The following is a 26,879-nucleotide window of genomic DNA, read 5'->3' as shown; positions in this document are numbered from 1 at the left end:
TTGGAGAACGAGTATGGCCCCGCCCCGCGCTTATTGGAAAGGCTCTCTCAAGCTGTCGCTCGTCACCTGCCCGGTGGTGCTGTATCCGGCCGCGACCTCGGTCGAGAAAACCAAATTCCACATGATCAACCGTGAGACCGGCAACCGGCTGAGACAGCAGATGGTGGATGTCGAGACCGGCGACGTCGTGGAGAAGGAGCAGAAGGGCCGCGGCTACGAGATCAGCAAGGGCGAATATGTCGAGATCGAGAAGGAAGAGCTCGAGGCCGTGCAGATCGAGAGCAATCACACTATCGACATCGACAACTTCGTGCCGCGCGACGAGATCGATCGGCGCTATCTGAACAATCCCTATTACATCGCGCCCGACGGCAAGGCCGGCGCCGATGCGTTCGCCGTGATCCGCGATGCCATGAAGGACAAGGACCGCGTGGCGCTAGCGCGCATCGTGCTCACCAATCGCGAGCATATCATCGCCATCGAGCCGCTCGGCAAGGGCCTGCTCGGTACCACGCTGCGCTTCCCCTATGAAGTGCGCGACGAGGAGGACTATTTCGACGATATCAAGAGCCCGAGGATCTCCAAGGACATGATCGACCTTGCGGCGCATATCCTCGACAGCAAGGCGTCGCATTTCGATCCCAGCAAGTTCAAGGATGAATATGAGACCGCGCTGAAGACGCTGGTGAAGCGCAAGGCTGCGGGCAAGCCGGTGAAGGTCGTCGAGAAGGAGGAGAAGCCGGACAACGTCATCAACCTGATGGATGCGCTGAAGGCGAGCCTCAAGGGTGGTAAGGGCAAGTCGACCAAACGCGCTTCGTCGTCACGACCACATGTGGCGCGCAAGCGCCCGGCCAAGAAGGCTGCGCGGTCATCGGCGCGACATCGCAAGGCAAGCTGAGCGCATGAAGATTTTGGGAATGATCATAGGCATCGCGTTGATGTCGACCGCGGCAGCGCAGGCGCAGCAACTGCAGACACGGGAATGCAACGCCTCGAATATCGCCTTCGTCGCCGAAGCCATCGCCAAGATGGCCGATGGCAAGCAAAAGAAGACCGCCTCCGACGAGATCGGCCTGGCCAGCGAAGCAATGGCGGAGGGCAAGGACGATGAATGTAAGGACCACCTGCTGAAGGCGACCTTACAGACGAAGTGAGGCGATGACGCTTCGGTCGAAACTGTCATGGCCGGGCTTGTCCCGGCCATCTACGTTTTTCTCTCCCCAAGACGTGGATGCCCGGGACAAGCCCGGGCATGACGAAGATTGGTTCATATGCGTCGATCAACGTACATCGGCGCAGCCTCAGGCCTTCGTCGACTTCCGGGATTTTTTGGCCGCTTTCTCTTTCCCCGCCGTCTTCTTGCTGGCTTTCTTCACCGTCTTTTTCTTCGGCGCCTTCGGCACCTTCTTGCCCTCGGCGCGAGCCTCGGACAGGCCGATAGCAATCGCCTGCTTCTTACTGGTGACCTTCTTGCCCGAGCCGCCGCTTCGCAATGTACCGGCCTTGCGCTTCTTCATGGCCCGCGCGACCTTTGCGGCGGCCTTCTTGGAATATTTCGCCATTCCATGCTCCCGTTGTGATCGAAACGATCAATCGTCATCATCGGTGATGGTTCCGCGTGGGTGATGTGCGAACGGACGCACTTATGAAATCCCTATAACGCAGCACCGCATCTCATCTCGTTTTCAAACGGGCAGCCGATCATCTTGCAGCCATTCGCTCAAGCGAATGAACTGGAGACTGCAAGTGATCACCATCGAACCTCCCTCGTGTAGCTCATCCCTCGTTTTCATCGGCAAGAACGGCCGCGGCCAGTGGGTCGCGCAGGAGCAGAACGGCCTATTCGGCGGATTGTTTGTCAGCCGCGCGAATGCCGTGCGTTATGCACTATTCGAGAACGGCCATCGCCCCGAAGCTATCATCGAGACGGCGGGCCTCATCGAACTCGATATGAATGCCCTGCCTTTCACGGCAGCAACCTCTATCGAACGGTTACAACAACGGCGCGTCGCCTGAGCCTCCCGCCATGTCCACAGTTGCTCTTCGGGCTCGTGCCCTCCCGCAAGCTCGTGCCTCCCATCACGCCAACGACTGGCTGCACGGCATCATCGCCGATGTGCCGACGCCGTTCGACACGCATGGCGCGCTCGATCTCGTCACTTTCGCGCGGTTGTGCGAACGTCAGGTCTGTGCCGGCGCCAGTGCCATCGTGGTCGGCGCGACCACCGGCGAAGCCGACACGCTCACCTCGAACGAGCGCGCCACGCTGATCCGGACTGCCGCCGGCGTCGCCCGCGGGCGCATCCACGTCATTGCCGGCGCGGGATCGAACTGCACCAGCCGCGCCATTGAATCGACGCGGCTGGCATGGGCCGCCGGCGCCGATGCCGTCATATCGGTCGTGCCGTATTACAACCGCCCGACGGCAAGTGGCATCGCAGCGCATTTCCGTGCGATTCTGGAGGCGACATTGCTGCCGGTCATTGTGCATGACGCACCGTCGCGTTGTGCCCGTGCGCTGACCGACGACACGCTCATCGGTCTCGCCGCCTCGCCGCGATTGATAGGCCTGCGCGACGACACCGGCGACGCCGGACGGCTGGCGCGATTGCGGCCGCTGCTGCCAGCGGGTTTCCGGATGCTGACGGGACAGGACACCGCAGCCCTGCCTTATCTGCTGCTCGGCGGCGACGGCGTTGTCTCCGCGATGGCCAATGTGGCGCCGCAGCTCTGCCGCGGCATGTATTACGCGGCCCGCCAGGGATGCCCGCGCTATGCGACGACCATCTCCGACATGCTGGCGCCGCTCGCAGCAGCTCTGCCGCCGGACCAGGTTACATCGGCAGTGAAGTATGCATTGACCTTGCGGGGCCTGGGGAGTGCCGCCGTGCGCCTGCCGCTGACCGAGCTTACAGATGCCGAGCAGCAGCAGGTACACACCGCGATGGAAGCGATCTGGGCACAGCCCGACGACGCGCCGCCCCTGCGCCCCGCCCGCTAGGCTTGTGGACGCTCGTTCTTCTCACGACATTTCGGGCCGGGTCCGCGCATATAATGCGCGGCCGGCCGATAGACGGCAGGTCCAATGACAAAACGCCATAGCCGGGCGAGGATGCCCGGCATGATGGTCGCGTAGGAGCCGATACGCGCGAACAGCGCAGCAGAACGGTCTTTACTCATGGTTCGCTCCGGCGATCCTGAAGCACCGGCGTATCAGCGGCGCGCACACGGACGCGCGCGAGTTCACGCCGCGCGCGGCGCATCTTGTCGGCCACCAGGGCCATGTGGATGACGGCGAAGAAGCCCTTGATGTGGTTACGCGTCAGCCGGGCGGCTACGCAGAGCCGTTTCCATTGGATATCGCCCGAGTGATGGACGATCGCCGGCTGATTGCGGCTGATGAGGTAGCTGCGATAGGCGCTGTCGGCCGAGAAATCGTGCAGCTGCGTATCGCGATTGTAGAACATCGTCATGGTCGTTGTCCGTCTTCTCAAATCCCTGGCGCATGAGCGCGTCGGGATGGTGAGAAGATGCGGACATCGCCATATGAAATCGAGACGGGCAGCCGCGCCTGTTCATAGGCGCGGCATAAAGATCAGGAGGCTGGAACTGCCGGAAAGACCAGCGCTCGCTCAGCTCTTGGCCATGCAGTCTTCGATGTAGAACCAGCGATCGTCGCCGGCGAGACCCTTGACCTTGACGTCCTTGCGGCAGGCCTTGAGCTTGCCCTTGTTGGCGCTCCACTTCGCCTTCATGTCCTTCAGACTCTGCTTGTTCAGCTTCATCTTGGCGGGCGCAGCAGGGGTTGCCGGCGTCGCAGGCGCCTGTGCCGAAGCAACGCCCATTGAAGTCACAACGAACAGTGCGGCCACGAGGCCCGTAGTGATGCGTGTCATCGTTATCCCCGAATGTGCTTGTTTTGAAGATTGTTCGTCAGATGTGAAACGGGACCGGAAGCTTTCGCTGCCGGTCCCGCGCAGGTTTTACTGGAAGATGCGCGCGGCGCTCTGCAGCGTCAGCCAGACACCCCAGCACAGCGGGACACCGACAAAGGCCCAGAAGGCAATGGCTGCGCCGTCGAAACCGCCCTTGCCAATGCCATAGGAGCCTCCACCGGCCGACGCCGCCTCGGCGCCCTTGGCCTGCAACTTCGCGACTTCCTCCGGCTTCATAAACCAGTGCGGCGCCAGTGGCTTCACCAGCATGTTGCAGATCAGTCCCAGCACCAGCATGCCGGCGAGGATGTACATCGTGAAGTCATAGACCTGCGCCCGCGGCACGCCGGCGGCGATCTGGAATTCACGGATGTAGTTCACCACCACCGGACCGACGATGCCCGCAGTCGCCCAGGCCGTCAGCAGCCGGCCGTGGATCGCACCCACGAACTGGGTGCCGAAGATATCGGCGAGATAGGCCGGGATGGTCGCGAATCCGCCGCCATACATCGAGAGGATGATGCCGAAGGCCAGCACGAACAGAACCTTGCTGCCCATCGCCGCGAAGGTCGGCACCAGTGCATAGAGCACGATGCCGAGAATAAAGAACGTGTAGTAGGTGTTCTTGCGGCCGAGCTTGTCCGACAAAGACGCCCAGAAGAAGCGGCCGCCGATGTTGAACAGCGAGATCAGACCCGCGAATCCGGCTGCGATGCCGGCAATCGCAGTCTTCTGCGCTGCTGAGAGCTGGCTGAAGGAGAGATCCGGCGCGCCGATCAGCTTGCCCGCGAAGATTTCCTGCAGCATCGGCGAGGCCATGCCGATGACGCCGATGCCCGCCGACACGTTCAGGCAGAGCACGCCCCAGATCAGCCAGAACTGCTTGGTCTTGTGCGCATTGTCGAGATGCACGTGGCCGGTGGTGATCATCGCATTCGCCGTAGCCGGCGGGGTCCAGCCTTCCGGCTTCCAGTTCGGTGGCGTGATGCGATAGGAGAACGCGCCAATGGTCATGAACACAAAATAGATCACGCCCATGGCGAGAAAGGTCTGCCAGACGCCGACATCGGTCGGGGTCTTGAAATAATTCATCAGCAGGTTGGCGAGCGGCGAGCCGATCATCGCACCGCCGCCGAAGCCCATGATCGCCATGCCCGTCGCCATGCCGCGACGATCCGGGAACCACTTCACCAGCGTCGACACCGGCGAGATGTAGCCGAGACCCAGACCGATGCCGCCGATCACGCCGGAGCCGATCCACAGCAGCCAGAGCTGATGCGTGTAGACGCCGATCGAACCGAGCACGAGACCGCCGCACCAGCACATCGCCGACACGAAGCCCGCCTTGCGCGGCCCGACGCGCTCGAGCCAGCCGCCCCAGATGGCGGCGGAGACGCCGAGCAGCACGAAGAACAGCGTGTACATCCAGCCGAGGCTGGCGACCTTCCAGTTACAGGTGGTGGTGAACAGCTCGGTGGCGAGGCTCATGCCCTCGCACACTTCCTTCGAGGCAGGTGTCGTGATTGCTTGCGACAGCGGCAGCCAGAACACGCTGAAGCCGTAGGCCATGCCGATACAGAGATGAATACAGAGTGCAGCAGGTGGAACCAGCCACCGGTTGAAGCCGGCGGTCGCAATGATGCGTTCGCGTTCCAGCAATCCTGGCTTGGTGCCAGACAGTGTTCCGGCGTTGCCCACACTTGTCATGAAAGTTCTCCCCTGCAGCCGACCCTTCTGAGCCGGTCTGCGATTTGAAAAAGTCGCTTCGTCAATTCCCCTGCGGCGCGCGGACAAAGATTTACGCACGCTCGCACTTTAGAACAGGGCCAGAAGCGACTGCGGGAGTCGATAGTCCAAAGGTATCAGGAGCGAAAATTTATCAATGATTTCCACTGCATCGCAGCAATTCAATCGCGATTTGCAATCGCAGCATTTCGTTTTTCGATGAAGAAAACGATCACATCGCCACTGCGTTCGGAGGCTTCGATCTGATCGCCGCTTTGCTGAATCAACGCAGGGATGTCGATCACCGCGAGGGGGTCCGTGCAGTGGACTTCGAGGCGGTCGCCGACCGACAGTGCCTTCATCGCCTTGCGCGTCATCAGCGCCGGCAACGGGCATTTCAATCCGGTCAGGTCGAGCTTGGTCACGGGCATCGCGCGGTTCCACTTGGTGCAACTGCGTTATATCGGGCTGGCGTCAAATGTCATATGCAGCGGTATGGCGATGACGAACACATATCCGGCCACGCTGGGCGTGCTTCTCGCGGGCGGTCTCGCGCGCCGGATGGGCGGCGGCGACAAGCCGATGCGTGAGATTGGTGGCCGCAGCATCCTGGCCCGCGTGATCGCACGCATCGCGCCGCAATGCGACGGACTGGTGCTGAACGCCAATGGTGATCCCGCACGATTTGCGTCCTTCGGACTGCCGGTGATCGCCGACGACGTCGCGGATTTTCCCGGCCCCCTCGCCGGCATTCTCGCAGGTCTGGAATGGACAGCCGCCAACCGACCGGATGTCACATGGATGCTCAGCGTCGCCGGCGACTGCCCGTTCCTGCCGCGCGATCTCGTCACCCGCTTGCATCAGGCCCGCATCGTGGAGAATGCGCAGCTTGCTGTCGCGTCATCGGCCGGGCAATCGCACCCCGTCGTCGGCCTGTGGGATATCTCCCTGCGCCATGAGTTACGGCACGCGCTCGTCAACGAGGACATCCGCAAGGTCGGCCGCTGGACGTCCCGCTACAGACTCGCAACCGTGGAATGGCCGGTCGATCCCGTCGATCCGTTCTTCAACGCCAATACGATGGACGACGTTGCGGAAGCCGAGCGGCTTGCATTGCTCGACGACAAAGCCTGACCTAAGCTTCTCCCAACACGCGGCCGAAGTGTCGCGACACATGGGAGGACCTTCATGCGCGGCACATCTTTGTCCGTGATCTCAAGCATTGCACTTACTCTCCTCGCCTCAACCGCCTCGGCGCAGATTTCCGACGACGTCGTCAAGATCGGCGTGCTCACCGACATGAACGGTCCGGCCTCGACGCCCTCCGGCCAGGGTTCGGTGACGGCCGCGCAAATGGCCGTGGACGATTTCGGCGGCAGCGTGCTCGGCAAGCCGATCAGCATCATCATCGGCGATCATCAGTTGAAGCCCGATGTCGGCGCGTCACTGGCGCGGCGCTGGTACGATGTCGATCAGGTCGATCTCATCGTCGACGTGCCGGTGTCTGCTGTCGGCCTTGCCGTTCAGAACGTCGCCAACGATCGCAAGCGATTGTTCATCACCCATTCGACCGGCGCTGCAGACTTCCACGGCAAGTTCTGCTCGCCTTATACGATGCAGTGGGTATTCGACACCCGCGCGCTCGCCGTCGGCACCGCGCAGGAAGTGGTGAAGCGCGGCGGCGACAGCTGGTTCTTCATCACCGATGACTTTGCTTTCGGCCATGCGCTGGAGCGCGACGCATCTGCCGTCGTCACCAAGACTGGCGGCAAGGTGATTGGCTCTGTACGGCCGCCATTCGGCGCATCGGACCTGTCGTCCTTCGTGCTGCAGGCGCAGGCCTCTAAGGCCAAGATCATCGGCATCGCCGGTGGGCCGCCGAACAACATCAACGAGATCAAGACTGCCGGCGAATTCGGCGTGTTCAAGGGCGGCCAGCAGATGGCGGCGCTGCTGGCGCTGATCACCGACATCGACTCGCTGGGGCTACAGACGGCGCAAGGCCTGCTGCTGACCACCGCCTTTTACTGGGACATGGACGACAAGACCCGCGCCTGGTCGAAGCGCTTCTTCGAGAAGACCAAGCGGATGCCCACCATGTGGCAGGCTGGTGTCTATTCCTCCACCATGGTCTATCTCAACGCCATCAAGGAGGCCGGCACAGACGATCCGCTGAAAGTCGCCGCCAAGATACGCGAGAAGCCCATCGAGGATTTCTTCGCACGCAACGGCAGACTGCGCGAGGACGGGTTGATGGTGCACGACCTGATGCTGGTGCAGGTCAAGTCACCCGAAGAGTCCAAGTATCCGTGGGACTACTACAAGATCCTCGCGAAGATTTCCGGTGAGGAAGCATTCGGGCCGCCGGATCCGGCTTGTGCATTGGGGAAGAAGTAGTAGACAAAAACTATCGGCGGCGCTCCACTTTCCCTCTCCCCTTGCGGGAGAGGGTGGCCGCGCGAAGCGCGGACGGGAGAGGGGTGCACAAAACTCGGAGTTCGTGGCGCCCCCTCTCCCGTCTGCGCGCCTTTCGGCGCGCATCCACCCTCTCCCACCTAGCGAAGCTGCGCTTCGCCTGGGGGAGAGGGGAAGCAAGAGCGATCCACTACGCTACTTCACCACCCCAATCTCTCTGAAATACTTCAGCACCCCGGGATGGATCAGCGCCACATCGGGCGCTGATGCCACCGTATTCGATGCTGTAGTCTCCTTCGCCTGTGCGAGCCGCGCACCGAGCGTGGCTTCGGCGCCGTGCAGTGTCTTCGCCAGACGATAGGCGACCTCATCCGGCAGCGTTTCGCGCGCGAGGATGTAGCTCCACGAGCCCACCGACGCGATCGGCATCGGCTGGTTCGGATAGCTGTTGGCGCCCACCAGCATCGGCTTGAGGAAAGTATGTTTGGCGCGGATCTGCGCGATCTCCGCCGCATCGGGCGCAATGAAGCGCGCGCCGCCGGGGCTTTCGCTCATCGCCTTGAAGCCGGGCCAGCCCAGGCCTGCGCCCCACAGCGCGGCGACGCGGCCGTCCTGCACCATCGCCGGACCGTCGCCGGCGCGGTCGAGATAGACCGCCTGAAAATCCTTGTCCTGATCGAGACCGATCCCGTCCAGCACATAGCGCGACAGGAATACGAGGCCGGAGCCCTTGGCGCCGAAGGCGATCGGCTTGCCGACAAGATCGCGGATCGTCCTGTAGGGACTGTCGGCGCGCACCACAAACATGCCGGGATTGGAATAGAGCGCGGTGATAATCTTCAGCTTCGTCGGCGCCCGGCCGATGCCCTTGAACGCTTCATAAGCGGGCTCGCCGGCTACCAAAGCGAGATCGAGTTGGCCGGCTTCGAGCAACGGGATGTTCTCGGTCGAGCCTTTGGTATTGCGCGTGGCCAGCGTCAGCGACGGATCGGCCTTGTTCATCAGCTCGGCAAAGGCGTCGCCATAGAGCGGGAAGCCGCCGCCGGGCGTCGCCGTGCCGAGACTCAAGCTGAGAGGCATGGTGGTCGACATCGGCTTGGCTCCCTCCTGCGCAATGGCCGTCGTGACAGTCAGGAATGCTGCGCAAACAAGCGGCATCATTTTCATGGGGCACCTCGACGTCGATCAGCCTGCATCGTTCGACCAAGCTTGTAGGCAAAATCCGAATTCTATGAAAGCATGGAGGTAACGGGCGGCAAGCCCGATCGAACGACGTCGCGCATCAGCGCTGCGATTTTCATGTCTGGGAGGAACTATGATCGCTTTTCTGCGTGCCGCTGTGCTGTGTCTTGTCGGCTTCGCCAGCCTCGCCACGACGACCCTCCCCGCCTCCGCCGCCGGCTATCCGGATCGCCCCGTGCGCTGGCTGATCGGCTTCGCTGCCGGCGGCCCCGTCGATATCGTGGCGCGCATCATGGCACAGTGGCTGTCGGATCATTTCGGCCAGCAATTCGTCGTGGAAAACCGCGCTGGATCGGGCGGCAATCTCGCCGCCGCCGCGGCCGTGACCTCGGCGCCGGATGGCTATACGCTGCTGTTCGTCGCACCGAACAACGCAATCTCGGCCTCGCTCTACAAGAAGCTGCCTTACGATTTCATCCGCGACACCGTGCCGGTCGCCAGCATCATGCAGCTCACCAATATGCTGGTGGTATCGAATGGCATGCCTGTGAAAACGGTCCAGGAGTTCATCGACTACTGCAAGGCCAATCCCGGCAAGATCTCCTATGCGTCGTCGGGCAATGGCACCTCGGTGCATATGTCAGCCGAATTGTTCAAGGCGATGACCAAATGCGACATGATCCACGTGCCCTATCGCGGCTCGGCGATCGCGTTTCCTGACATCATCTCCAACAAGGTGCAGTTGATCTTCGACAACCTGCCCACGGCGCTCGAACAGTCGCGGGGCGGCACCGTCCGCGCACTCGGCGTCACCTCGCCGCAACGCTGGCCCATCGTGCCGGACGTCCCGGCCATTGCCGAGACGGTGCCAGGCTTCGAGTCCATCGGCTTCTACGGCATCTCCGCGCCGAAGGGCACGCCGCCGGAGGTGATCACCACCCTCAACAAGGCTGTGGGCGAAGCGCTGAAGGATCCGAAGCTGATCGCACGGCTCGCCGAGACCGGCGGCGTGCCGAAGCCCATGACGCCCGAGGAATTCGGCAAACTGGTTGCCGCCGAAACCGAGAAATGGCGCAAGGTGGTGGAATTCGCCGGCGTCTCGGTCGACTGAGCCAGGGGCGATTGATCCGGGGGCGACTGAGCTAGACGCTCAACGCGACCATGGCGGGCAGCAGCTCAGAACTGCTGACCGCCCCGGCGACCAGATAGGCGAAGCCCAGCAAAGCCAGGAAGCCGAGGAAGAACAGCGCAAAGAGGATGATCGAGAGCTTCTTGGCGAAAGCCGAGATGTTGGTGAGGCCGAGGCCGCCGGCAATCAGGGAAATGATCAGACAGATGACAGCCCAGCGAAACACCCGCGCCTCCCTACGTTGAAATTGCGCGGGCCAACGCCACCGCCCGGCCAAAGTTCCGCCCCCGGGAACGCGGCATTGCCGACAGGCGATGGCCGATATAAGGAGTGCCTGCACCGCCGTCCCCGGTCCTCACGCCCGCTGGACGCCGGCGGGGCCTGTAGCTCAATGGTTAGAGCCGACCGCTCATAACGGTCTGGTTGCAGGTTCGAGTCCTGCCGGGCCCACCAGTGATTTCAAAGGGTTGGACTATCTCCGACCGCTTTGCTTTTTCTTCAACCAACGAAACAACCAACGCTACTTTTTTCTTGGGCGCTGGACGTGAGGCGATAGCTTCCGCAGCTTCCCGCAGGAATTCGGGATGGTGATGGCCGTATGTGTCGCGAAGCGTTTTTTCGCTCATGCCAAGGAAGCCCGCTGCCTGCCACATCGGGGCCACCCGCTGCATCAACCAAGTCGCTGCGGTGTGCCGTAGCGTGTGAGGCGTAACGTTGCCTACGGCTAGGTCTAGCCCGGCCAGACGCACTCCGGTTGCGAAGCCCGTCTTCACCGACGCCACCGGCTTCCCATTCCATTCAACAAAGTGCCTGTCGGCTGTACCGGTCCACGCCCATCTTCGCATGTGAGCCAATAACCGATTGGGCAACGGAACGGGTGTCTGGCGCTTTGCACTGGCTTTCTTGCCGATGGCCAGCCTGTAGAAGATGCCATTTTCGAGATCGACGAATGACTTGCCTTCTGCTCGGCAAGGCGCAGCGCTGGCAATAGCTGCGGCACGGGTACCCGTATAGAGGCCAATCAAGATGAAACGGGCAAGATGGCGTAGAGGCCGCCTCTCGGTGACAACTTTCCGGCCCTTGAGCTTTTCGCGTTCGGATGAGTCGCGCAGGTTCTTAACCCAGAGATTGAACTACACTTTGTGCCGCGCCGAATGTGCGAACCATTTACCGAAACGGCCGCAGGCTCGCAACTTTGTCAAACCACTTTCCATCTTCACAGAAAAATTCGACTACACTTTGAGGAATCGTTTGAGGACATCCGGTCGTGTTGTTGGGTTTTCGCGCGCGTATACACGTTCTCCCGTGAAGTCCCTCTGATATAGGGGTTAAGTGTATATATTGAACAATAACCTATAACCCACCTAAGTATCTGATATCACAGCAGGAGGTTTTTGTTTTCGGCTTGACAATAACCTAACAACAACCCCTCTCTGCGGAGGGGAGTTGTTGTCAGGACCGGGGTTGTTGCGGAGGTTATTGTTCGCGCAATTGCGCGTATCACTGCCGAAGATTTGGATCGACTTCCTGCGCCAAATCGGCCGGGAACGCGTGCAACACGCGGCCATCGCCAGCGTACACGTACACGACCCATTCGTCGCCGGGCGTCGGCAACGTGTAGCCGAGATCGCAGGCCGATGAGCCCCCGCCGCCTCCAAAAGCAAACTGACTGTCGGAGTGATCACCTCGCAAAACGCGGCTTGCTGTCGCTAGTGCGCGCCAAGGACGAGCGTGGCCGGGGTGTAAGCCAACATAAGATGCCTGATCGACCCGAACGAGCACGACCGCGCGAACAACGTTTGTGCTGTATGCCCTGGCCACGCGTTCAGGGGCCGACGAAAACACGGTGCATGCTTCCGCAGTGGTCGGAAGCGCGGCAATTGCGATGATCGCTATCCATTGGCGCATGAAAGGTCCCTTCGTTCACCAGCGCATCAAATACGGACGCCGGGCCTTTTTCGAATTCACAACTCGCAAATCAGGCCGCGCGGTTGCGTTGAAGCACACCATTTTGTGGCAAGGATGATCCTTATGCCAAATTTGAATGGCCTTCCCGAGCGCTTCGTCGCGGCTGTTTGCCATCACTGTGCCGAAGCCGCTTCGAACGTTGACCACGCCGTCCTCCAATGCGCGGCAGCCCGTGACGACGTAGAGGTAGATCATTCGGGGGTCCTCCGGCGGGTACGCGAATTCAGATGCCCGCAAACGCAGACGACGGCCTGTCCGTGTAAGAGAAAGCGCAAAGCGCTTCAAACGCTGTTGAACTGCGTTCTGCTCAAATACACGCAACTTTAACCCCAGCGTGAGCCGGCGCTTTCTCTCTCCCGTCGCAACGTTAGAGTGCGCGAAAGGGAGCGCACGATGACCTGGATCAAGGCAAATGTATCGGACCCGATGTTCTTAGCGTGCTTCGGTGCCGCGATTTTTGGCTCTTCGAGTTCTTTTTCAAAAGGTTCTTCGGCCGACCGAATATCGCTAGCATAGGCCTGTTCATTGAAGACCGAAGGCTCGCCTTTTTGGCAGCGGCTCTCTTGGGGCAGCCTCGATGTTTTTACTCGGTTGGTTTGTGAACCGGAAAGCCGGGTTTGGCCTAGCCCACCTCTCGATCGGCCCATCAGCCGTGTTTCGCCCCCGCCCGCGCAACCGCCGTGCTGATGAACGCGGACAATGGAGGTGTCTATCATCTGGACGGAGCCGTCATGGGATTCGGCGAGCGACTTCATGATCAAGTCCCAGATGCCAGCCATTCGCCAACGAACGAAACGGTTGTAGCAGGTCGTGTAAGGCCCAAAGCTCTCCGGCAGATCGCACCATGGTGCGCCTGACCGCAATATCCAGAAGATGCCGTTGAGGACACGTCGGTCGTTGACCCTCGGTACGCCGCGCGGCTTGTTCGGAAGGAACGGCCTGATGGCAGACCACTCAAAGTCCGTGAGTTCGTATCTCATGATTCGAGCTCCCCGTTCGGGAGCTTGAATCACGCCTATCTCGGTGTTCGCAACGCCGATTTGCAGGTCCGAGATGGGCCGGATAGCGGACATGCTGCAGATATGTCAAAAGAGACGTGAATGACCCGACCCGGACTCATCGTCGCTCCTGTATTGGCGAGCATATCAAGAATTTCGTACTTGTCGCGAGCAGCGGTGAATGGTCCTTTGCCTACATAACGCATCAAGTACTATCTGGCATCGGACCTCATACGGATCGAAGATGAAAGCCTACCTATTTGACTTGGACAGCACTCTTGCAGCCAGCGAGGCTTTGAAAGCACGAGCACTAGCTCAGGCCTGCGCGTCCTATGGAGCGAAAGCCAACCACCTGATCTATGCTGACGTGATGGGCGAAGACTGGCCCACGGTCACCGGGCATTTTCTCAAACGATACGATCTAAGACCGCCATTTGATGAGTTCAATGATCGCTTCCGCGGCTTCTATCTCGATCTGATCGAGGCGGAAGTCTCTGAAACGCAGGGAGCCCGCCAATTCGTTCTTGAAACGCGGAGCAGCGGGACAACAATCGGAGTGGTCAGTTCGGCTGCCACCTGGATGGTTGAGAAGGTGCTGGCGAAGCTCGATCTACAAAACTCCTTCGACCTGGTCATCACTCAGGAAGATGTGGCGCGTCATAAGCCCGATCCGGAAGCCTATCTGTTAGCGCTTTCCCGATTGCGGGTGAGCGCGAAGGATACCCTCGTCTTCGAGGATTCTTCCGCGGGCATGAAGGCGGCGAAAGCCGCCGGTTGTCACTGCGTTGCAGTTCGCCATGCCTTTAATGGAAAACACGACTTCTCCGGTGCTCTCCGCGAGATTGAGAGCTTTAGCGAGGTTCTCGGAGCGGCAGCGCAGGACTGGGATTCATAGAAACCGTTACGAATGTCTGCGCTTCTACGCACAGCAGGCCAATTCTATGGCGGAGAAGGAAGCCGCGTTCCACAAGCTCGCTTCGGGCGTGGGGAATGCTGCGGCCGATTTGTCCCTCGCGTTCGAAGATTCTCGCTCCGGCATTCAATCTGCCTCCGCGGCAGGAATTTGGCACTTTTTGGACCTGAGCAGATGTCCGGTTTAAGTCCGCAAAGCGTCGGATAGCGGGCATCGTTCAGAACGTGCTGATTAATCTCGATTTTATGAGTACATGGCCTAGTGCGCCGGAGGAGGAAGTTTTAGTACCAATCAATTTGGAAGAACTCCGGTAGCCGCCGTGCGAAAATGCCGGCGGTTTTTCTCTGCCGGAAGCAAGATTTTCAAGCAGGCCGGCGCAACGTGCTGCACCCGTCAACTTCGTAGTGATCTATCGGCAGCCTTCGGGGCATGCCGGCACCCATTGCGTATTGCCGGCTCTGTGGCACGATGAAGCGAATTTCAGCAGTCGGTTTGTGTACAAATGATCTTTGAACCAATTCGATTGATGCCTGAGGCGCCCGGGCAAACCCCGGCGAGGAACCGCACGATCTTTTCTCTCCTGGCGGCGGTTAGATGGGTCCAGCGTTACGTTGACAGCGAAGCCAAGACAACGCCGCGGTGGACGAAGCTGATCGCTGTTCTTGATGAGGCGACTGTCGGGAAAATTGAGCCGCCCGACGTTCGAACCGCGCTCCATGTCGCTTTGATGGCTGAAGGATGGGCGATGCCAGACGAGCTTGAGCAACCAGATATATTCACGTCTGGCCGAGCGGATTCCCCGTAACATCAGCCGGGATCCACTGGTAGCGGCGCCACCTTCAAGTGGACGCCGGTATCTGTCATAGTGCAGGCTTTACTGCTCGGAGAACGCTCATGTTGTTCCCTGTCGGTAGTCGATGGCTCGCAGCGATTCTTGCGCTGACATTTTGCACCAGCGCGAGCGCCGGCGATGTGCTCCTCGAAAATGTTCGAATCTTCGACGGGAGAAGCGCCACTCTTTCCGCTCCGTCGAATGTGCTGATCAAGGGCAACCTCATCGAGCGTATTTCCACGGCACCGATAGCAGCCGCAGACGCTCAGCGTGTTGCAGGAAACGGGCATACGCTGATGCCTGGCCTGATCGACAATCATTGGCATACGATGTTGATACGGGTGACGCCGGCACAGGCTTTCGGTGACGTCGGCTACAACAATCTGCTGGCCGGCAGCGAAGCGACTGACACGCTGATGCGCGGCTTCACCACTGTTCGCGATGTTGGCGGGCCGGTGTTCGGCCTCAAGCGTGCCATCGACGAGGGCATCGTCAAGGGCCCGCGCATCTATCCGTCTGGCGCCATGATCACTATCACGAGCGGGCATGGGGATTTCCGGCAGCTAACCGATCTGCCACGCACGATCGGCGGCATGCTCACCCGCATGGAGCAGGTCGGTGGCGCGATCGTCGCCGACAGCCCTGACGAGGTGCGTCTGCGCGCGCGCGAGCAACTCATGCAGGGCGCCTCCCAGGTCAAGTTGACGGCGGGCGGCGGCGTGTCGTCACCCTTCAGTCCGGTCGACGTGACCACTTTCACCGAAGCCGAACTACGCGCCGCCGTTGAAGCGGCCGAGAATTGGGGCACATATGTCGCCGCGCATGCCTTTACTCCGGCGGCGATCCAGAGAGCCGTTGCCGCTGGCGTGAAGTGCATCGAACACGGCATGCTGATGGACGAGGCAACCGCCAGGCTGCTTGCCGAGAAGGACATCTGGTTGAGCTTGCAGCCCCTCCCCGAGGGCTTGAGGCTTGGCTTTCCCGAAGGTTCAGTCCAGCGGGCCAAGGCGGATGAGGTCTGGCCCGGCATAGCCAGGTCCTACGAGTTTGCCAAGAAGTACAAGATCAAGACGGCGTGGGGCACCGACGTGCTGTTCTCGCGCGCGCTCGCGCAGCAACAGGGGGCAATTCTGGCCTCGCTCACGCGCTGGTACACGCCCGCCGAAGCGCTGGTCATGGCGACATCGACAAACGCCGAACTGCTGGCACTGTCCGGCAAGCGCAATCCCTATCCCGGCAAGCTCGGCGTCGTGGAACAGGGCGCGCTCGCGGATTTACTGCTTGTCGGCGGCAATCCGCTGGACAACATCAACCTGATTGCCGATCCCGCGAATAACCTCAAAATCATCATGAAAGACGGCGTCATCTACAAGAACACTTTGAGCAAGTGAGTCTATGCGCAACCTCCTCTTTCTTGCCGTCATAATGATCGGCCTCGCATCGCCTGTCCGTGCTGCGGACGATGTAGCGGCGGCGCAAAAGATCATCAGCTCCCAAGCCGATGCGCTGGCGCGCGACGATGCTGTGACTGCCTATGGATTCGCGGCCCCCGGCATCCAGAGCATTTTCACCGATCCCGACAGCTTCATGGACATGGTACGCAACGCCTATGCGCCCATCTATCGCCATCGCAGCTTCGAATTCACCGAGAGCAATACGTCCGGTGGCACCATCGAGCAGAAGGTCCATATCGTCGATGCCGATGGTGTGCCGTGGGATGCGCTCTACACGCTGGAGCCGCAGCCGGATGGTAGCCTGAAGATCAGCGGCTGCATGTTGCTGAAAGTCGGCCAGGCTGTGTGACACCTCACAGCGGCATTCACATTCGCACCTCACATCATCTATAATAGGTCCTGCACGTCTCTCGTCCTACGGTTGCTTCCCGGGTGAATTTGTTGCGGTACCTGTCCCTCAGCACACTGTCTCCCATTGTCCTGGGCAGCCTGTTGGCGTGCGGGGTGTCGACCATCGCGATGACTGACACGCGTCGCCTATCCCTGATGCCCGATCCGCGCGGCGAGTTCATTCGGCTCTGCGCGCCCTTCATGGTGTCGCGCTATGCGCATCCCGAAGCGATCTGCGACTGCGTCCGCACCGCGCTGATCAGCGAGATCGGCGATCGCGATATTCTCGACGCGATCCTGTACGGGGTCACCGAGCGCGGCGTCCCCACGCTGAACGAGAACTGGCTGCCGCCGGACAAACGAAGCTTGATCCCGCGGACCATGACGGCGATTGCCGAGCCGACGCTGGACTGCATGTTCGGTAGCGGCCCGGCCAAACGCGCGCTCGAAAACGTACCGATCGATGGATTTCCGGCGATGCCGCCGGTGCAGGATCTGACGCCTTAGGCGACCGATGCGCCCGAGGAGAAAATCAACCTGCGGCGCGCCCGCAGCATCAGCGCCGTGATGATGGTGACGTTGAGCGCATTCCAGGCGAGGCCGTTCATGAACGCTGCCGCGTAGGAGCCCGTGGCGTCGAAGATGACGCCCGACATCCAGCCGCCAAGTGACATGCCTCCTACCGTGCCCAATATGACAATGCCGACACGCGTAGCCGCCTGCGATGCGGGCATTGCCTCGCGGATGATGATGGCATAGGCCGGCACCAGACCGCCCTGGAACAGGCCGAACATCGCCGAGATGATGTAAAGCGAAGCCAGGCTGTCGAAGAACAAATAGAACAGCAGTGCGAATCCCTGCAGCAACGAGCCAATAAGCAGTGTGCGAATGCCACCGATACGATCGGCCAGAAAACCCGAGCCAACACGGCTGACAATCCCGCAGGCCAGCATCAGCGACAACATCTCGGCGCCGCGCGTCACGCCGTAGCCGAGATCCCCGCAATAAGCGACGATATGCACCTGCGGCATCGCCATGGCGACACAGCAACCGATGCCGGCCACGAAGAGAAGCGTCGTCAGCGTGTTGTTGCTGAGCTGGAGATCGACTTTGGGCGGCGGCGCATTGACGTGACTACGTCGTGTGACCGTGCCCATCTGCGCGCGCAGAACCACAAGCATCAGGAGCATCAGGACGGTTGTGACGACCCCGACACTGATATGCGTCGAGCGCCAACCAAAAGTCAGAATGCCCCAGCTGACAATCGGCGGCCAGAGCGTGCCGCCGATATAGCTGCCGGTTGCGGCGACAGTCACCGCGATGCCGCGCCGGCGTTCGAACCAGTGCGACGCCTCCGCCATCAGCGGCCCGAAGGTCGCCGACGACCCTGCCCCGATCACCACGTGAATAAGATTGAACTGCCAGAGCGCCGTGGACTGCGACGCGAGAAGATAACCGGCCCCCATCAGCACCGTCGCAAGCGCAATCGTGGCCACGATGCCAAACCGGTCCGTGAGCCTCCCGGCCACCACGCCGCCGAGGCCGAAACCGACCATGGTCAGGGTAAAGGCCAGCGACGCCGCGCCGCGGCTGGCCGCGAAGTCGGCCTGCACGGCCGGGAGCGCCACCACCACCGACCACATGCCCACTGACCCCAGTGAGCCGATGATCAAGGCAAGCGACAGCCGGATCCAGGCCTGACGGGAGTCAGGCAGGAACGGCGTCGAATCTGAGGTGGGGGTCGCGATGGTCACGGCGGCAACATCCTCGGCGTGTGCCCACGGGTCAAGCGATATGCCGAAGGATTAGGCATGCAGAAACAGTGCAACAGACCGTTTCGGCCAAAACTGGCTCCGGGCTTGTGGCAAAGCCGCTCAGTAACGCCTCGTTAACCCTTTGCTAACCAACACACGGCAAAAATTGCCGAGTGGAGTCGCGTCTCGTCAGCTGACCGGGGGAATGCCCGTGGATGCCAGTGCGGTGCCTCACTTGCGGATCGGCGGCCCTTCGGCCGCTGCGCAGACGTTCGGCAGTCGCGAACGACATTCGCGCGGGGAAGCGGCATCGATGACGGATTTGATCGCGGGTCAGGGCCTCGGAGCACCCAAGAGCGGCGGTTTCGACTTCGCCAGCATCAGGACGAACGTCTTGCGCGGCGATATCGGCCTCGCATTCGGCGTTCTGATCATCCTTGTCGTCCTGATCATGCCGCTGCCAGCCATCGTGATGGATCTGTTCCTCGCGATCTCCATCACCATGTCGGTGTTGATCCTGATGACGGCTCTGTTCACCCAGACGCCGCTGGAATTCTCGTCGTTCCCCACCGTGCTGCTGATCTCGACCATGTTGCGGCTGTCGCTGAACCTGGCGTCGACCCGCCTGATCCTGTCGCATGGCCACGAAGGCACCGCCGCGGCAGGCCACGTCATCGAGGCGTTCGGCAATTTCGTGATGGGTGGCAATTTCGTCATCGGCATCGTCGTGTTCGCGATCCTCGTGATCGTGAACTTCATCGTCATCACCAAGGGTTCGGGCCGTATCGCCGAAGTCGCGGCACGCTTCCAGCTGGACTCGATGCCCGGCAAGCAGATGGCGATCGACGCCGATCTGTCGGCTGGCCTGATCGACGAGGCCACCGCCAAGGCGCGCCGCAAGGATCTCGAAGACGAAAGTGGCTTCTTCGGCGCCATGGACGGTGCTTCCAAGTTCGTCCGCGGCGATGCCATTGCCGGCCTGCTCATCACCGCCATCAACGTCATCGGCGGGATCATCATCGGTGTCGCGCAGCAGGGCCTGTCGTTCTCGGAAGCCGGCCGCACCTATACACTGCTGACCGTCGGCGACGGCTTGGTCACCCAGGTTCCGGCGCTGATTGTCTCGACCGCCGCAGGCCTGCTCGTCTCGAAGGCGGGCATTACCGGCGCCGCCGACAAGACGCTGATCAAGCAATTCTCCGGCTATCCGCAGGCGCTGGGCATGTCGGCCGGCGTCATGCTGACGCTGGCGCTGCTGCCGGGCATTCCGATGCTGCCGTTCCTCGCGCTCGGCGGCGGCGCAGCCTATCTCGCCGTCACCGCCAACAAGCGCAACAAGGTTGCGCGTGCCGAAGTCGCGCATCAGGCCGCAGCACCGGCGGCCGCCGCCGCCGCACAAGCCGCCGCCGCGGACGAGCCGATCTCCGCATCGCTGAAGATCGACGATCTCAAGATCGAGCTGGGCTACGCGCTGCTGCCGCTGGTCAATGGCCCGGACGGCACCGATCGCCTGACCGAACAGATCAAGGCGCTGCGCAAGTCGCTCGCCGTCGAAATGGGTTTCGTGATGCCGTCGGTCAGAATCCTGGACAACGTGCAGCTCGAAGCCAATACCTACATCATCAAGATCAAGGAAGTGGACGCCGGCACCGGCCGCATCTGGCCGAACCAGTTCATGGTCATGGATCCCGGCGGCAACCAGGTCAACGTACCAGGCATTCACACCACAGAGCCGACCTTCGGCCTGCCCGCGACCTGGGTCGATGCCGGCCTGAAGGAAGAAGCCTCGCTCAAGGGCTACACCGTGGTCGATGCCGCCACGGTCTTGTCGACGCATCTGACAGAGCTACTGAAAGGCAATATGTCGGATCTCTTGTCCTACGGCGAAGTGCAGAAGCTGCTGAAGGACCTGCCGAAAGAACAAGGCGAACTGGTCAAGGATATCGTCCCGTCGCTCATCACCGTGTCGGGCATCCAGCGCGTGCTGCAATTGCTGCTCACCGAACGTATTTCGGTGCGCGATCTCTCGACCATCCTCGAAGGCATTGCCGACGCCCTCGCCTTCTCGCGCAACCCATCGACCATCGTCGAGCATGTGCGTGCGCGCCTCGCGCGACAGATCTGCGCGCAGAACACGTCCTACAACGGCTACCTGCCGCTCATCGCACTGTCGGCGCAGTGGGAGCAGGCCTTCGCGGAATCGATCATCGGCACCGGCGAAGAACGCAGTCTCGCGATGCAGCCGTCGAAGCTGTCGGAGTTCATGACCACCGTGCGCGATCGTTTCGAACAGGCCGCGCGCGAAGGCGAAGCGCCGGTGCTGGTCACCTCGGCCTCGATCCGGCCGTTCGTGCGCTCGCTGGTGGAACGGTTCCGCGCACAAACCACCGTGCTGTCCCAGGCGGAAATCCACCCCCGTGCGCGCCTGAAGACCGTCGGAAGCGTCTGATTCGGCGGCAAGAGGCTAGCAACCTTGCCCGAAACCGATGTAAATTCGTCACAGACAAGAGATTTGCCAGAATGTCGCATCCCGAGGCCATTTCGGGGCGACGGCACGAATTACTCTCAACGCTCTGATAATAAATAATAATTTATGAATTTCAGGGCCAAGCCGGGTGCTTCAATCGCGCCGGATCACGTCTTATCACTGCCTTGTGATCGACTATTTGGAACGGAACGACCCAACACCACGTTTCCTATGCGTGATGAGTTGAACCTGCCGACGCGGACACGACACAAACGGTCGTAGGCAGAGTAAGACGGCAGGGAGCGTTTCCAATGAACCACTCGATTTACAGCGCGGATCGCATGACCCACCTCAAGGTGGTGATCGTTGCTCTGGTCGCCGGTATCTTCGTGGCAGGCTTCGGAATCTCGGCCCGCATGAATGCTGACGAAGGCTACAGCCAGACCGCCAGCGCTCGTGTGATCAAAGCAGGCCAGCCGGTTGCTGTCACCACTTCGAACGCCAGCATGGTCCGCTAAGGAATTCAGGAATTCGCGTGGCGATGTCCCCCAAGGTCGTCAGGTGAATACATAGAAGCTCCACTTCCCCCCGAGTGGACTTCTGAATGGAAAACGCCCGCTCCCCACGGGCGTTTTTCTTTTGTGGGGTGCTTTCTTGCTTCTCCCTCCCTCAAGCAGCGCAGCTGCGCAGTGGGAGGGATACTCTGCGCGCCAGCGCGCCATCACAGATTCAAATTTCAAACAGCCAAACTCTCGCAGTCTCGCGGCGCTTGCGCGTCCGAGGTATGAGCAGTGCCCCTCGAAAATATGAGGGGTGGCAGCGCGCCGTGAGGCGCAAAGGGTGGTTTTATCGCGATCCGCTCCACCGGAACGCCGGCAAGCTGCAACCGCGCAACGCCTCACGGCGCGCCACCGCGGCGATTTCTGTCCCCGGGACCGTTCTTCCGGGCAAAGGCGCAGAGCTCCGCACTCCGCTGATCCCGACGGTTTCCCGCCGTTCACCAATGCCACGTCCAGCCAGCATGAGTGGCAGACCCCCGTAGTGGGGCCGGACGGTGACCCAAGGCCTCCCGAGTGCGCGGGGTACGTCACCCCACACCCGCAGGCGCCGCATCCCTGTTCCACTTCAAGACGCCTCATGAAGCGCCCCTCGCGAACCAGATGAGCGGAGGATAATCCTGTTGGGGATATTGTCAAGAACAATAGGAAAAAATGTTTAAGCCCTATTCTATCGATTGTCATTCCGGGGCGCGCTCTTGCGCGAGCCCGGAATCCATAACCACGATCGCGCGTATGGATTCCGGACCTACCCCCAGCCGGCTACGCCTGTCGGGCGCGTCCCGGAATGACAGCCAGTGAGCTCAAAATCGCGTTGCACCTAGCTTTGCGCGAACTACACTTTCCTCACCGAAGTCCAACACCGATAATCACGGTGATCGCAATGACGTATTACGTCTATCTGCTGGCCAGCCGAAAATACGGCACGCTATACATTGGCGTGACGAACGACCTTATACGGCGAGTCTACGAGCATCGTAGCAAGGTGGTTGACGGCTTCACGCGACGTTATGACGTCGACAAGCTCGTTTGGTTTGAGGTCTACGATGACGTCCTGTCGGCCATTGCGCGTGAGAAAGAACTCAAGAAATGGCGCCGCGACTGGAAGATCCGATTGATCGAAGAGCAAAATCCAAACTGGATGGATTTGTACCCGGTGCTTTCCGGCTGACGTGGAGTTTATGGATTCCGGGCCCGCGCAAGAGCGCGTCCCGGAATGACAATTGAGAGGTTTGCATTACAGCGACTGCGCCGCTTTCATGCGCCCCGGAATGACGACTGTGGGACCAATGCCGGATGACGAGAGAGCCTAACGATCACCGTGCCGGCGGCACCGTTTCGATCAGCTTGCCGGTGAAAACGATCGGGCCCGTGGCTGCACCGGTCGGCGAACCGCCTTCCGGCTCCACGGTCACGGCATAGGTGGCCTGATTGACGACATCGGGATCATAGGCAGCGAGTGCAGCGCGCGATGTGAAGTCGTTGCTGCCGATCACGCCGAGCGAACGCGGGCGTTGCAGCTTGTCGGACACAATCCAGAGCTCGTAGCTTTTGCCGGCCTGCGGCTCGGCGCCAACCTTGCGCACTGTAAAGTTTTTGGTCGCCGCATCGACAGTGAGGATGAATGCGGGTGACGCAGCGTCGGTCTGCAGCAAGGCGACGTATTGCGACTGAGCTGCTGCGGGCGGCGCGACCGGCGCTGGCGCCTGCACCACCTGTTGCGCTGCCTTCGGGCGTAAACCCGCCGGCAGCAATTCGGGGCGATAGGCCTGTACGGCAATCAGCGCAACAAGCATGGCGGCAATCGCGGTCATGCCGGTGGCCACACCGCGCCAGCGTTTTGCCTGGACCGAGAAATCAATCACGTTCGAACGATCGAGCGTCGAGCGATCGATCGCAGGCTGCTCAGCAACGACCGCCGCTGCAGCGACCGGCTGCGGCGCTTCCGGATGCACGATCGCTTCTTGCGTACCGGCCAGACCGATCGCAACGCGGATTTTCTCCCAGACTTCAGGACGCGGCTCGACAAGGCCGACCATCTGATTCAAAACGCCGAGCTTGCGCTCCCACGCCTCGACCACAGCGGCAAAATCCTTGTCAACGGACATCATGGTCTCGACCTGCACGCGCTCTTCGGCACTGAGCGTGCCAAGCGCATATTCCGCGGCAAGCGCGATATGGTCTTCGCTATAGGCCATCATGTCAGTCCCAGACACTCCCGGATGTCCATCATACTGCGGCGCAGCCACGTCTTTACTGTATTGACCGGCGCTTCGAACTTCGTCGCGAGTTGTTCGCGGCTCCAACCATTGTAGTAAGCAAGCAGCACCAGTTTCTGCCGGTCCGGCTCAAGCCGGCCCACGCACTCCAACAAGCGCTTCAATTCTTCGGTCATTTCCTGTCGCGCGAGCGGGTCAGGTGTATCGGCTGCCACTTCCATTGCAGCCGGCTCTTCCTCGATAGACGTTTCGCTTCTCTTGCGAACGACATCAATAGCCCGGTTACGAGCGATCGACGCCATCCACGTGATCGGCGAGGCAACACCGGGATTGAATTGCCCGGCGCTGTTCCAGATCTTGACATAGGCCTCCTGGATGACTTCCTCGGCGAGATCCTGTCTGCGCAAGATACGGATCACGACGCCAAAGAGTTTCGCGCGCGTCGCTGCATAGAGTCGCTCGAAGGCGGCTTCATCCCCTTTGGCAACTGCGGCAAGAAGCCAGACCAGTTCAGCCGGCGTCAGCATTACGTCTCCCCAACCTCAATATACCTTTCGCCTTACGGAGGTGCCGCCCGGCGGTATTCCCTGTCGTAACATAGATTATAGCAAGCGGGCCATGTCGCTGTTTATGCTGTGGATAGACCACAAACAGCAAACCCGGACCTCGCGGCCCGGGCTTGATGACTTCAATCTTTGAGGCTCGTTGGCTCGCCGCTTCTGCGGATCAGGCCACTGCGCCGATGCGGGCACGCATCAGGCCAATGCTGTCGAGGTCGGCCTGTTCGCGTGCGTTCTCTTCGTCGCGTGCACGGGCCTGGTCGCGCTCGTCGAGCAGTTCGACCTTCTTGAGTTCTTCGAAAGCTTCACTCAGCAATGCCTTCGCGTCTTCGAGCTGCACGCGCAGCTCATCGGCCGAACGTGTCAGGTTCTCGCGACGTTGAATCGCAGCCTTCGCATAGGTGGGATAGGCAAAGTGAGTGGGATCCTGAATACCGGCGCGATCCTGTTCGGTCTGGATCTCGCGCTCGAGATCGACCGACATGCGCTGGAAATCCGCGATCATGCCTTCGATCTGATTGACCCGGCGGCGCTTCTCATCGACCTGGAACTTCTTCAGGCGGATCAGGGTGTCACGTGACTTCATCGACTCATACTCCCCAGAAGTCCCAGTCTCAACGCGGGACACAACCGGACAACCGCAAGGGGCTGACCGGCCGAAATTCTTCTCTGAGGGTCATGATGGCCTGACAAAGTTAGCGTTCCGTTTCCAAACCACCAACGATTTGTTGCAGTTGCTGATAGCCTTGGGCCAGTCCGCAGACTTCGTCCTTCCGTTGCCGCAGGAATGCCTCAAGCGGCTCATGGAGCCGGATCGCCTCGTCCACTTCCGGACTGGAACCGGCGCGATAGGCACCGAGCCGGATCAGCTCTTCCATATCCGAATAGGTCGCCATGATCTGCCGCGCCCGCGTGATCGTCGGTAAATAGGCTGGATCGCAGGACCGCGGCATGGTTCGCGACACCGACTTCAGAATATTGATAGCAGGATAGCGGCCGCGCTCGGCGATACCGCGTTGCATCACGATATGGCCATCGAGAATGCCGCGCACGGCGTCCGCAACGGGTTCGTTGTGATCGTCGCCGTCGACCAGCACCGTGAAGATACCGGTGATCGAGCCTTCATCGGTGCCCGGCCCTGCCCGCTCCAGCAGTTTCGGCAGTTCGGTGAACACCGTCGGCGTATAGCCTTTTGCGGTCGGCGGCTCGCCGACGGACAGGCCGATCTCGCGCTGCGCCATGGCGAAACGCGTGACCGAGTCCATCATGCACATGACGTCCTTGCCCTCATCGCGGAAGAACTCCGAGATCGACAGCGTCAGATAGGCCGCCTGGCGCCGCATCAGTGCAGGCTCGTCCGAAGTCGCCACGACTACGACGGCGCGTGCGAGACCTTCTTCGCCCAAGTCCTCCTGCAAGAACTCCTGCACTTCACGGCCACGTTCGCCGATCAGGCCGATGACCGACACGTCGGCATCGACATTGCGTGCCAGCATGGACAGCAAGACCGACTTGCCGACGCCGGAGCCCGCAAAGATGCCCATGCGCTGGCCGCGGCAACAGGTCAGGAAGGTATTGAGCGAGCGCACCCCGAGATCGAGCGGCGCGCCGACGCGTTTGCGAGAATGCGCCGGCGGCGGAGACGCGCGATACGGCATCGGTGCCGGACCCTGCAGCAACGGCCCCTTGCCGTCGATCGGCTCGCCCATCGCGTTCACGACGCGGCCGAGCCAGGCAATCGAGGGCCGCACCTGGCTGGCGGCATTGGCGATCACCGCCCGGCAGCCGCGACGTACGCCTTCCAGTCCGGCAAAGGGCATCACCACGGCGTTGTCGCCACTGAAACCAATCACCTCGGCAGGGATGGAACGGCTGGTGCCGGTCTCGATGGTAATGCGGGCACCGACCGACATCGCGTGGATCGGCCCGGCCACCTCAACCATTAACCCGCGAACACCGACCACCCGGCCGTAAATATTGACGCCATCGAGGTCAGTAATCTGTTCCGCAAGGGCTTTCATTGCAAAACCCTTAAGTTTCGCTTCATTGCCGGCTCGGCCTTAACCCCGTGTTTACCCGCATCGTTAATCATTACGTCACTGTCTTGGATGACTGAGAGCATTCGCGCCATCAGAATGAAGGGGCGAGTCGATGGAGTCGGTTAGGTCCGGCTCTTAATGTGGAGCTTGAGCGGGTACGGGTACAAAAAGAGTCTTTGCTGCAACATCTTATGGCGATTCGACAAAAATTGCACGATTAGAGCTTGCGCTGAAGAATCAGGTTTTGTTAACCATATCCAGTCAGGATCCGAATCAGTTGTTCGTAGGCGTTTTTTGGTGCCGCAAGTATGGCGGCCGACCTGACGCCCGGAGCGGCGA

28 protein-coding genes, 1 tRNA gene and 2 pseudogenes are annotated in these 26,879 nt (G+C 60.8%); 15 read left to right on the top strand and 16 right to left on the bottom strand.

The window, feature by feature from the left end:
• Positions 1-13 precede the first annotated feature (13 nt).
• Positions 14-901 (top strand): non-homologous end joining protein Ku, encoded by an 888-nt coding sequence (locus AB7813_RS29060; protein ID WP_439063258.1) that lies wholly within the window; start codon positions 14-16, stop codon positions 899-901.
• 19 nt (positions 902-920) lie between these two features.
• Positions 921-1,157 carry a hypothetical protein gene (locus tag AB7813_RS29055; protein WP_175367280.1) on the top strand — a complete coding sequence of 79 codons (237 nt, stop codon included), beginning with the start codon at positions 921-923 and terminating at the stop codon, positions 1,155-1,157.
• 147 nt (positions 1,158-1,304) lie between these two features.
• Here AB7813_RS29055 and AB7813_RS29050 read toward each other — a convergent pair whose 3' ends face one another.
• Positions 1,305-1,565: a DUF6496 domain-containing protein gene (locus tag AB7813_RS29050; RefSeq protein WP_439063257.1), complete on the bottom strand. Its 261-nt coding sequence runs from the start codon at positions 1,563-1,565 to the stop codon at positions 1,305-1,307.
• A gap of 184 nt (positions 1,566-1,749) precedes the next feature.
• Between AB7813_RS29050 and AB7813_RS29045 the strand changes: the two genes are divergently transcribed.
• Both AB7813_RS29045 and dapA read left to right on the top strand, forming a co-directional pair.
• Positions 1,750-2,019 carry a hypothetical protein gene (locus tag AB7813_RS29045; protein ID WP_439063256.1) on the top strand — a complete coding sequence of 90 codons (270 nt, stop codon included), beginning with the start codon at positions 1,750-1,752 and terminating at the stop codon, positions 2,017-2,019.
• A 10-nt stretch (positions 2,020-2,029) separates the two neighbouring features.
• Positions 2,030-3,004 carry a 4-hydroxy-tetrahydrodipicolinate synthase gene (gene dapA / locus AB7813_RS29040; protein WP_439063255.1) on the top strand — a complete coding sequence of 325 codons (975 nt, stop codon included), beginning with the start codon at positions 2,030-2,032 and terminating at the stop codon, positions 3,002-3,004.
• On the opposite strand, the gene AB7813_RS29035 is transcribed toward dapA, so the two are convergent.
• The 5 genes from AB7813_RS29035 to AB7813_RS29015 form a co-directional block, all read right to left on the bottom strand.
• The gene (locus tag AB7813_RS29035) at positions 3,001-3,183 is read right to left on the bottom strand and encodes a hypothetical protein (protein WP_439063254.1); all 183 of its coding nucleotides are present in this window, start codon (positions 3,181-3,183) and stop codon (positions 3,001-3,003) included. The two genes, dapA and AB7813_RS29035, sit on opposite strands and share 4 nt — an antisense overlap.
• Entirely contained in the window at positions 3,180-3,476 is a 297-nt protein-coding gene (locus AB7813_RS29030; protein WP_439063253.1) for a hypothetical protein, read from the bottom strand. Before AB7813_RS29030 ends, AB7813_RS29035 begins: the two co-directional genes overlap by 4 nt.
• A 159-nt stretch (positions 3,477-3,635) precedes the next feature.
• Positions 3,636-3,899: a hypothetical protein gene (locus AB7813_RS29025; RefSeq protein ID WP_068737016.1), complete on the bottom strand. Its 264-nt coding sequence runs from the start codon at positions 3,897-3,899 to the stop codon at positions 3,636-3,638.
• Between the two features lie 87 nt (positions 3,900-3,986).
• On the bottom strand, positions 3,987-5,645 hold the full coding sequence (locus AB7813_RS29020; protein WP_439063252.1) for an OFA family MFS transporter: 1,659 nt from the start codon (positions 5,643-5,645) through the stop codon (positions 3,987-3,989).
• A gap of 200 nt (positions 5,646-5,845) precedes the next feature.
• Entirely contained in the window at positions 5,846-6,094 is a 249-nt protein-coding gene (locus AB7813_RS29015; RefSeq protein WP_093760742.1) for a sulfurtransferase TusA family protein, read from the bottom strand.
• A gap of 70 nt (positions 6,095-6,164) precedes the next feature.
• On the opposite strand from AB7813_RS29015, the gene mobA reads away from it, so the two are divergent.
• Positions 6,165-6,797: a molybdenum cofactor guanylyltransferase MobA gene (mobA, locus tag AB7813_RS29010; RefSeq protein ID WP_439063251.1), complete on the top strand. Its 633-nt coding sequence runs from the start codon at positions 6,165-6,167 to the stop codon at positions 6,795-6,797.
• A 54-nt stretch (positions 6,798-6,851) separates the two neighbouring features.
• The gene (locus tag AB7813_RS29005; RefSeq protein WP_439082820.1) at positions 6,852-8,060 is read left to right on the top strand and encodes an ABC transporter substrate-binding protein; all 1,209 of its coding nucleotides are present in this window, start codon (positions 6,852-6,854) and stop codon (positions 8,058-8,060) included.
• Positions 8,061-8,273: 213 nt separating this feature from the next.
• Here AB7813_RS29005 and AB7813_RS29000 read toward each other — a convergent pair whose 3' ends face one another.
• Complete coding sequence (locus tag AB7813_RS29000) at positions 8,274-9,245, bottom strand: TAXI family TRAP transporter solute-binding subunit (protein ID WP_439082821.1); 972 nt, start codon at positions 9,243-9,245, stop codon at positions 8,274-8,276.
• A gap of 148 nt (positions 9,246-9,393) precedes the next feature.
• Between AB7813_RS29000 and AB7813_RS28995 the strand changes: the two genes are divergently transcribed.
• Positions 9,394-10,371, top strand: coding sequence for a Bug family tripartite tricarboxylate transporter substrate binding protein (locus AB7813_RS28995; RefSeq protein ID WP_439063248.1), 978 nt, complete (start codon positions 9,394-9,396; stop codon positions 10,369-10,371).
• 31 nt (positions 10,372-10,402) lie between these two features.
• On the opposite strand, the gene AB7813_RS28990 is transcribed toward AB7813_RS28995, so the two are convergent.
• Positions 10,403-10,615, bottom strand: coding sequence for a DUF1328 domain-containing protein (locus AB7813_RS28990; RefSeq protein WP_439063247.1), 213 nt, complete (start codon positions 10,613-10,615; stop codon positions 10,403-10,405).
• A 151-nt stretch (positions 10,616-10,766) separates the two neighbouring features.
• On the opposite strand from AB7813_RS28990, the gene AB7813_RS28985 reads away from it, so the two are divergent.
• Positions 10,767-10,842, top strand: a tRNA-Ile gene (locus AB7813_RS28985).
• Positions 10,843-10,985: 143 nt separating this feature from the next.
• On the opposite strand, the pseudogene AB7813_RS28980 reads toward AB7813_RS28985, so the two are convergent.
• The 3 genes and pseudogenes from AB7813_RS28980 to AB7813_RS28970 all read right to left on the bottom strand — a co-directional run.
• Positions 10,986-11,414: pseudogene (locus tag AB7813_RS28980) on the bottom strand (tyrosine-type recombinase/integrase); the annotation flags it as partial.
• Between the two features lie 898 nt (positions 11,415-12,312).
• Positions 12,313-12,552 carry a hypothetical protein gene (locus tag AB7813_RS28975; RefSeq protein WP_439063246.1) on the bottom strand — a complete coding sequence of 80 codons (240 nt, stop codon included), beginning with the start codon at positions 12,550-12,552 and terminating at the stop codon, positions 12,313-12,315.
• Between the two features lie 428 nt (positions 12,553-12,980).
• Positions 12,981-13,337 (bottom strand): annotated as a pseudogene (locus AB7813_RS28970) (IS5 family transposase); the annotation flags it as partial.
• A gap of 262 nt (positions 13,338-13,599) precedes the next feature.
• Here AB7813_RS28970 and AB7813_RS28965 point away from each other — a divergent pair.
• The 4 genes from AB7813_RS28965 to AB7813_RS28950 all read left to right on the top strand — a co-directional run bounded on the left by AB7813_RS28965 (position 13,600) and on the right by AB7813_RS28950 (position 17,451).
• Positions 13,600-14,250: an HAD family hydrolase gene (locus AB7813_RS28965; protein ID WP_439063245.1), complete on the top strand. Its 651-nt coding sequence runs from the start codon at positions 13,600-13,602 to the stop codon at positions 14,248-14,250.
• Positions 14,251-15,162: 912 nt separating this feature from the next.
• A complete protein-coding gene (locus AB7813_RS28960; RefSeq protein ID WP_439082822.1) occupies positions 15,163-16,491 on the top strand; it encodes an amidohydrolase family protein in 1,329 nt (442 codons plus the stop codon).
• Positions 16,492-16,495: 4 nt separating this feature from the next.
• A complete protein-coding gene (locus AB7813_RS28955; RefSeq protein ID WP_439057606.1) occupies positions 16,496-16,903 on the top strand; it encodes a DUF4864 domain-containing protein in 408 nt (135 codons plus the stop codon).
• Positions 16,904-17,073: 170 nt separating this feature from the next.
• A complete protein-coding gene (locus AB7813_RS28950) occupies positions 17,074-17,451 on the top strand; it encodes a hypothetical protein (protein WP_139285952.1) in 378 nt (125 codons plus the stop codon).
• Here the strand turns inward: AB7813_RS28950 and AB7813_RS28945 are convergent.
• Positions 17,448-18,698, bottom strand: coding sequence for an MFS transporter (locus tag AB7813_RS28945; protein WP_439070663.1), 1,251 nt, complete (start codon positions 18,696-18,698; stop codon positions 17,448-17,450). The genes AB7813_RS28950 and AB7813_RS28945 overlap by 4 nt on opposite strands.
• Positions 18,699-18,909: 211 nt before the next feature.
• On the opposite strand from AB7813_RS28945, the gene flhA reads away from it, so the two are divergent.
• From flhA to AB7813_RS28930, 3 genes are all read left to right on the top strand, one after another.
• Entirely contained in the window at positions 18,910-21,147 is a 2,238-nt protein-coding gene (gene flhA, locus AB7813_RS28940) for a flagellar biosynthesis protein FlhA (protein WP_089267512.1), read from the top strand.
• Between the two features lie 329 nt (positions 21,148-21,476).
• A complete protein-coding gene (locus AB7813_RS28935; RefSeq protein WP_068737106.1) occupies positions 21,477-21,683 on the top strand; it encodes a hypothetical protein in 207 nt (68 codons plus the stop codon).
• A gap of 922 nt (positions 21,684-22,605) precedes the next feature.
• On the top strand, positions 22,606-22,893 hold the full coding sequence (locus tag AB7813_RS28930; RefSeq protein ID WP_068737108.1) for a GIY-YIG nuclease family protein: 288 nt from the start codon (positions 22,606-22,608) through the stop codon (positions 22,891-22,893).
• 145 nt (positions 22,894-23,038) lie between these two features.
• Here AB7813_RS28930 and AB7813_RS28925 read toward each other — a convergent pair whose 3' ends face one another.
• The 4 genes from AB7813_RS28925 to fliI form a co-directional block, all read right to left on the bottom strand.
• The gene (locus AB7813_RS28925; RefSeq protein WP_231081175.1) at positions 23,039-23,920 is read right to left on the bottom strand and encodes an anti-sigma factor; all 882 of its coding nucleotides are present in this window, start codon (positions 23,918-23,920) and stop codon (positions 23,039-23,041) included.
• Positions 23,920-24,468, bottom strand: a complete 549-nt coding sequence (locus AB7813_RS28920; protein ID WP_089267514.1) for a sigma-70 family RNA polymerase sigma factor — start codon at positions 24,466-24,468, stop codon at positions 23,920-23,922. Before AB7813_RS28920 ends, AB7813_RS28925 begins: the two co-directional genes overlap by 1 nt.
• A 199-nt stretch (positions 24,469-24,667) precedes the next feature.
• Positions 24,668-25,087: a flagellar export protein FliJ gene (gene fliJ / locus AB7813_RS28915; protein ID WP_068737112.1), complete on the bottom strand. Its 420-nt coding sequence runs from the start codon at positions 25,085-25,087 to the stop codon at positions 24,668-24,670.
• Between the two features lie 109 nt (positions 25,088-25,196).
• Entirely contained in the window at positions 25,197-26,522 is a 1,326-nt protein-coding gene (gene fliI, locus AB7813_RS28910; RefSeq protein WP_089267515.1) for a flagellar protein export ATPase FliI, read from the bottom strand.
• Positions 26,523-26,879: the final 357 nt, after the last annotated feature.

The organism is Tardiphaga sp. 20_F10_N6_6 (assembly GCF_052076045.1).
Classification (GTDB): domain Bacteria; phylum Pseudomonadota; class Alphaproteobacteria; order Rhizobiales; family Xanthobacteraceae; genus Tardiphaga; species Tardiphaga robiniae.
Note: the sequence above shows the minus strand (reverse complement) of the source record. Positions and strands in the feature narration are given on the sequence as shown.

Excerpts from the sequence above, each read along its gene's own strand:
- AB7813_RS29060 (WP_439063258.1), top strand. The coding sequence starts at position 14 with ATGGCCCCGCCCCGCGCTTATTGGAAAGGCTCTCTCAAGCTGTCGCTC.
- AB7813_RS29055 (WP_175367280.1), top strand. The coding sequence starts at position 921 with ATGATCATAGGCATCGCGTTGATGTCGACCGCGGCAGCGCAGGCGCAG.
- AB7813_RS29050 (WP_439063257.1), bottom strand. The coding sequence starts at position 1,565 with ATGGCGAAATATTCCAAGAAGGCCGCCGCAAAGGTCGCGCGGGCCATG.
- dapA (WP_439063255.1), top strand. The coding sequence starts at position 2,030 with ATGTCCACAGTTGCTCTTCGGGCTCGTGCCCTCCCGCAAGCTCGTGCC.
- AB7813_RS29035 (WP_439063254.1), bottom strand. The coding sequence starts at position 3,183 with ATGAGTAAAGACCGTTCTGCTGCGCTGTTCGCGCGTATCGGCTCCTAC.
- AB7813_RS29030 (WP_439063253.1), bottom strand. The coding sequence starts at position 3,476 with ATGACGATGTTCTACAATCGCGATACGCAGCTGCACGATTTCTCGGCC.
- AB7813_RS29025 (WP_068737016.1), bottom strand. The coding sequence starts at position 3,899 with ATGACACGCATCACTACGGGCCTCGTGGCCGCACTGTTCGTTGTGACT.
- AB7813_RS29020 (WP_439063252.1), bottom strand. The coding sequence starts at position 5,645 with ATGACAAGTGTGGGCAACGCCGGAACACTGTCTGGCACCAAGCCAGGA.
- AB7813_RS29015 (WP_093760742.1), bottom strand. The coding sequence starts at position 6,094 with ATGCCCGTGACCAAGCTCGACCTGACCGGATTGAAATGCCCGTTGCCG.
- mobA (WP_439063251.1), top strand. The coding sequence starts at position 6,165 with ATGACGAACACATATCCGGCCACGCTGGGCGTGCTTCTCGCGGGCGGT.
- AB7813_RS29005 (WP_439082820.1), top strand. The coding sequence starts at position 6,852 with ATGCGCGGCACATCTTTGTCCGTGATCTCAAGCATTGCACTTACTCTC.
- AB7813_RS29000 (WP_439082821.1), bottom strand. The coding sequence starts at position 9,245 with ATGAAAATGATGCCGCTTGTTTGCGCAGCATTCCTGACTGTCACGACG.
- AB7813_RS28995 (WP_439063248.1), top strand. The coding sequence starts at position 9,394 with ATGATCGCTTTTCTGCGTGCCGCTGTGCTGTGTCTTGTCGGCTTCGCC.
- AB7813_RS28975 (WP_439063246.1), bottom strand. The coding sequence starts at position 12,552 with ATGATCTACCTCTACGTCGTCACGGGCTGCCGCGCATTGGAGGACGGC.
- AB7813_RS28965 (WP_439063245.1), top strand. The coding sequence starts at position 13,600 with ATGAAAGCCTACCTATTTGACTTGGACAGCACTCTTGCAGCCAGCGAG.
- AB7813_RS28960 (WP_439082822.1), top strand. The coding sequence starts at position 15,163 with ATGTTGTTCCCTGTCGGTAGTCGATGGCTCGCAGCGATTCTTGCGCTG.
- AB7813_RS28955 (WP_439057606.1), top strand. The coding sequence starts at position 16,496 with ATGCGCAACCTCCTCTTTCTTGCCGTCATAATGATCGGCCTCGCATCG.
- AB7813_RS28950 (WP_139285952.1), top strand. The coding sequence starts at position 17,074 with ATGACTGACACGCGTCGCCTATCCCTGATGCCCGATCCGCGCGGCGAG.
- AB7813_RS28935 (WP_068737106.1), top strand. The coding sequence starts at position 21,477 with ATGAACCACTCGATTTACAGCGCGGATCGCATGACCCACCTCAAGGTG.
- AB7813_RS28930 (WP_068737108.1), top strand. The coding sequence starts at position 22,606 with ATGACGTATTACGTCTATCTGCTGGCCAGCCGAAAATACGGCACGCTA.
- AB7813_RS28925 (WP_231081175.1), bottom strand. The coding sequence starts at position 23,920 with ATGGCCTATAGCGAAGACCATATCGCGCTTGCCGCGGAATATGCGCTT.
- AB7813_RS28920 (WP_089267514.1), bottom strand. The coding sequence starts at position 24,468 with ATGCTGACGCCGGCTGAACTGGTCTGGCTTCTTGCCGCAGTTGCCAAA.
- fliJ (WP_068737112.1), bottom strand. The coding sequence starts at position 25,087 with ATGAAGTCACGTGACACCCTGATCCGCCTGAAGAAGTTCCAGGTCGAT.
- fliI (WP_089267515.1), bottom strand. The coding sequence starts at position 26,522 with ATGAAAGCCCTTGCGGAACAGATTACTGACCTCGATGGCGTCAATATT.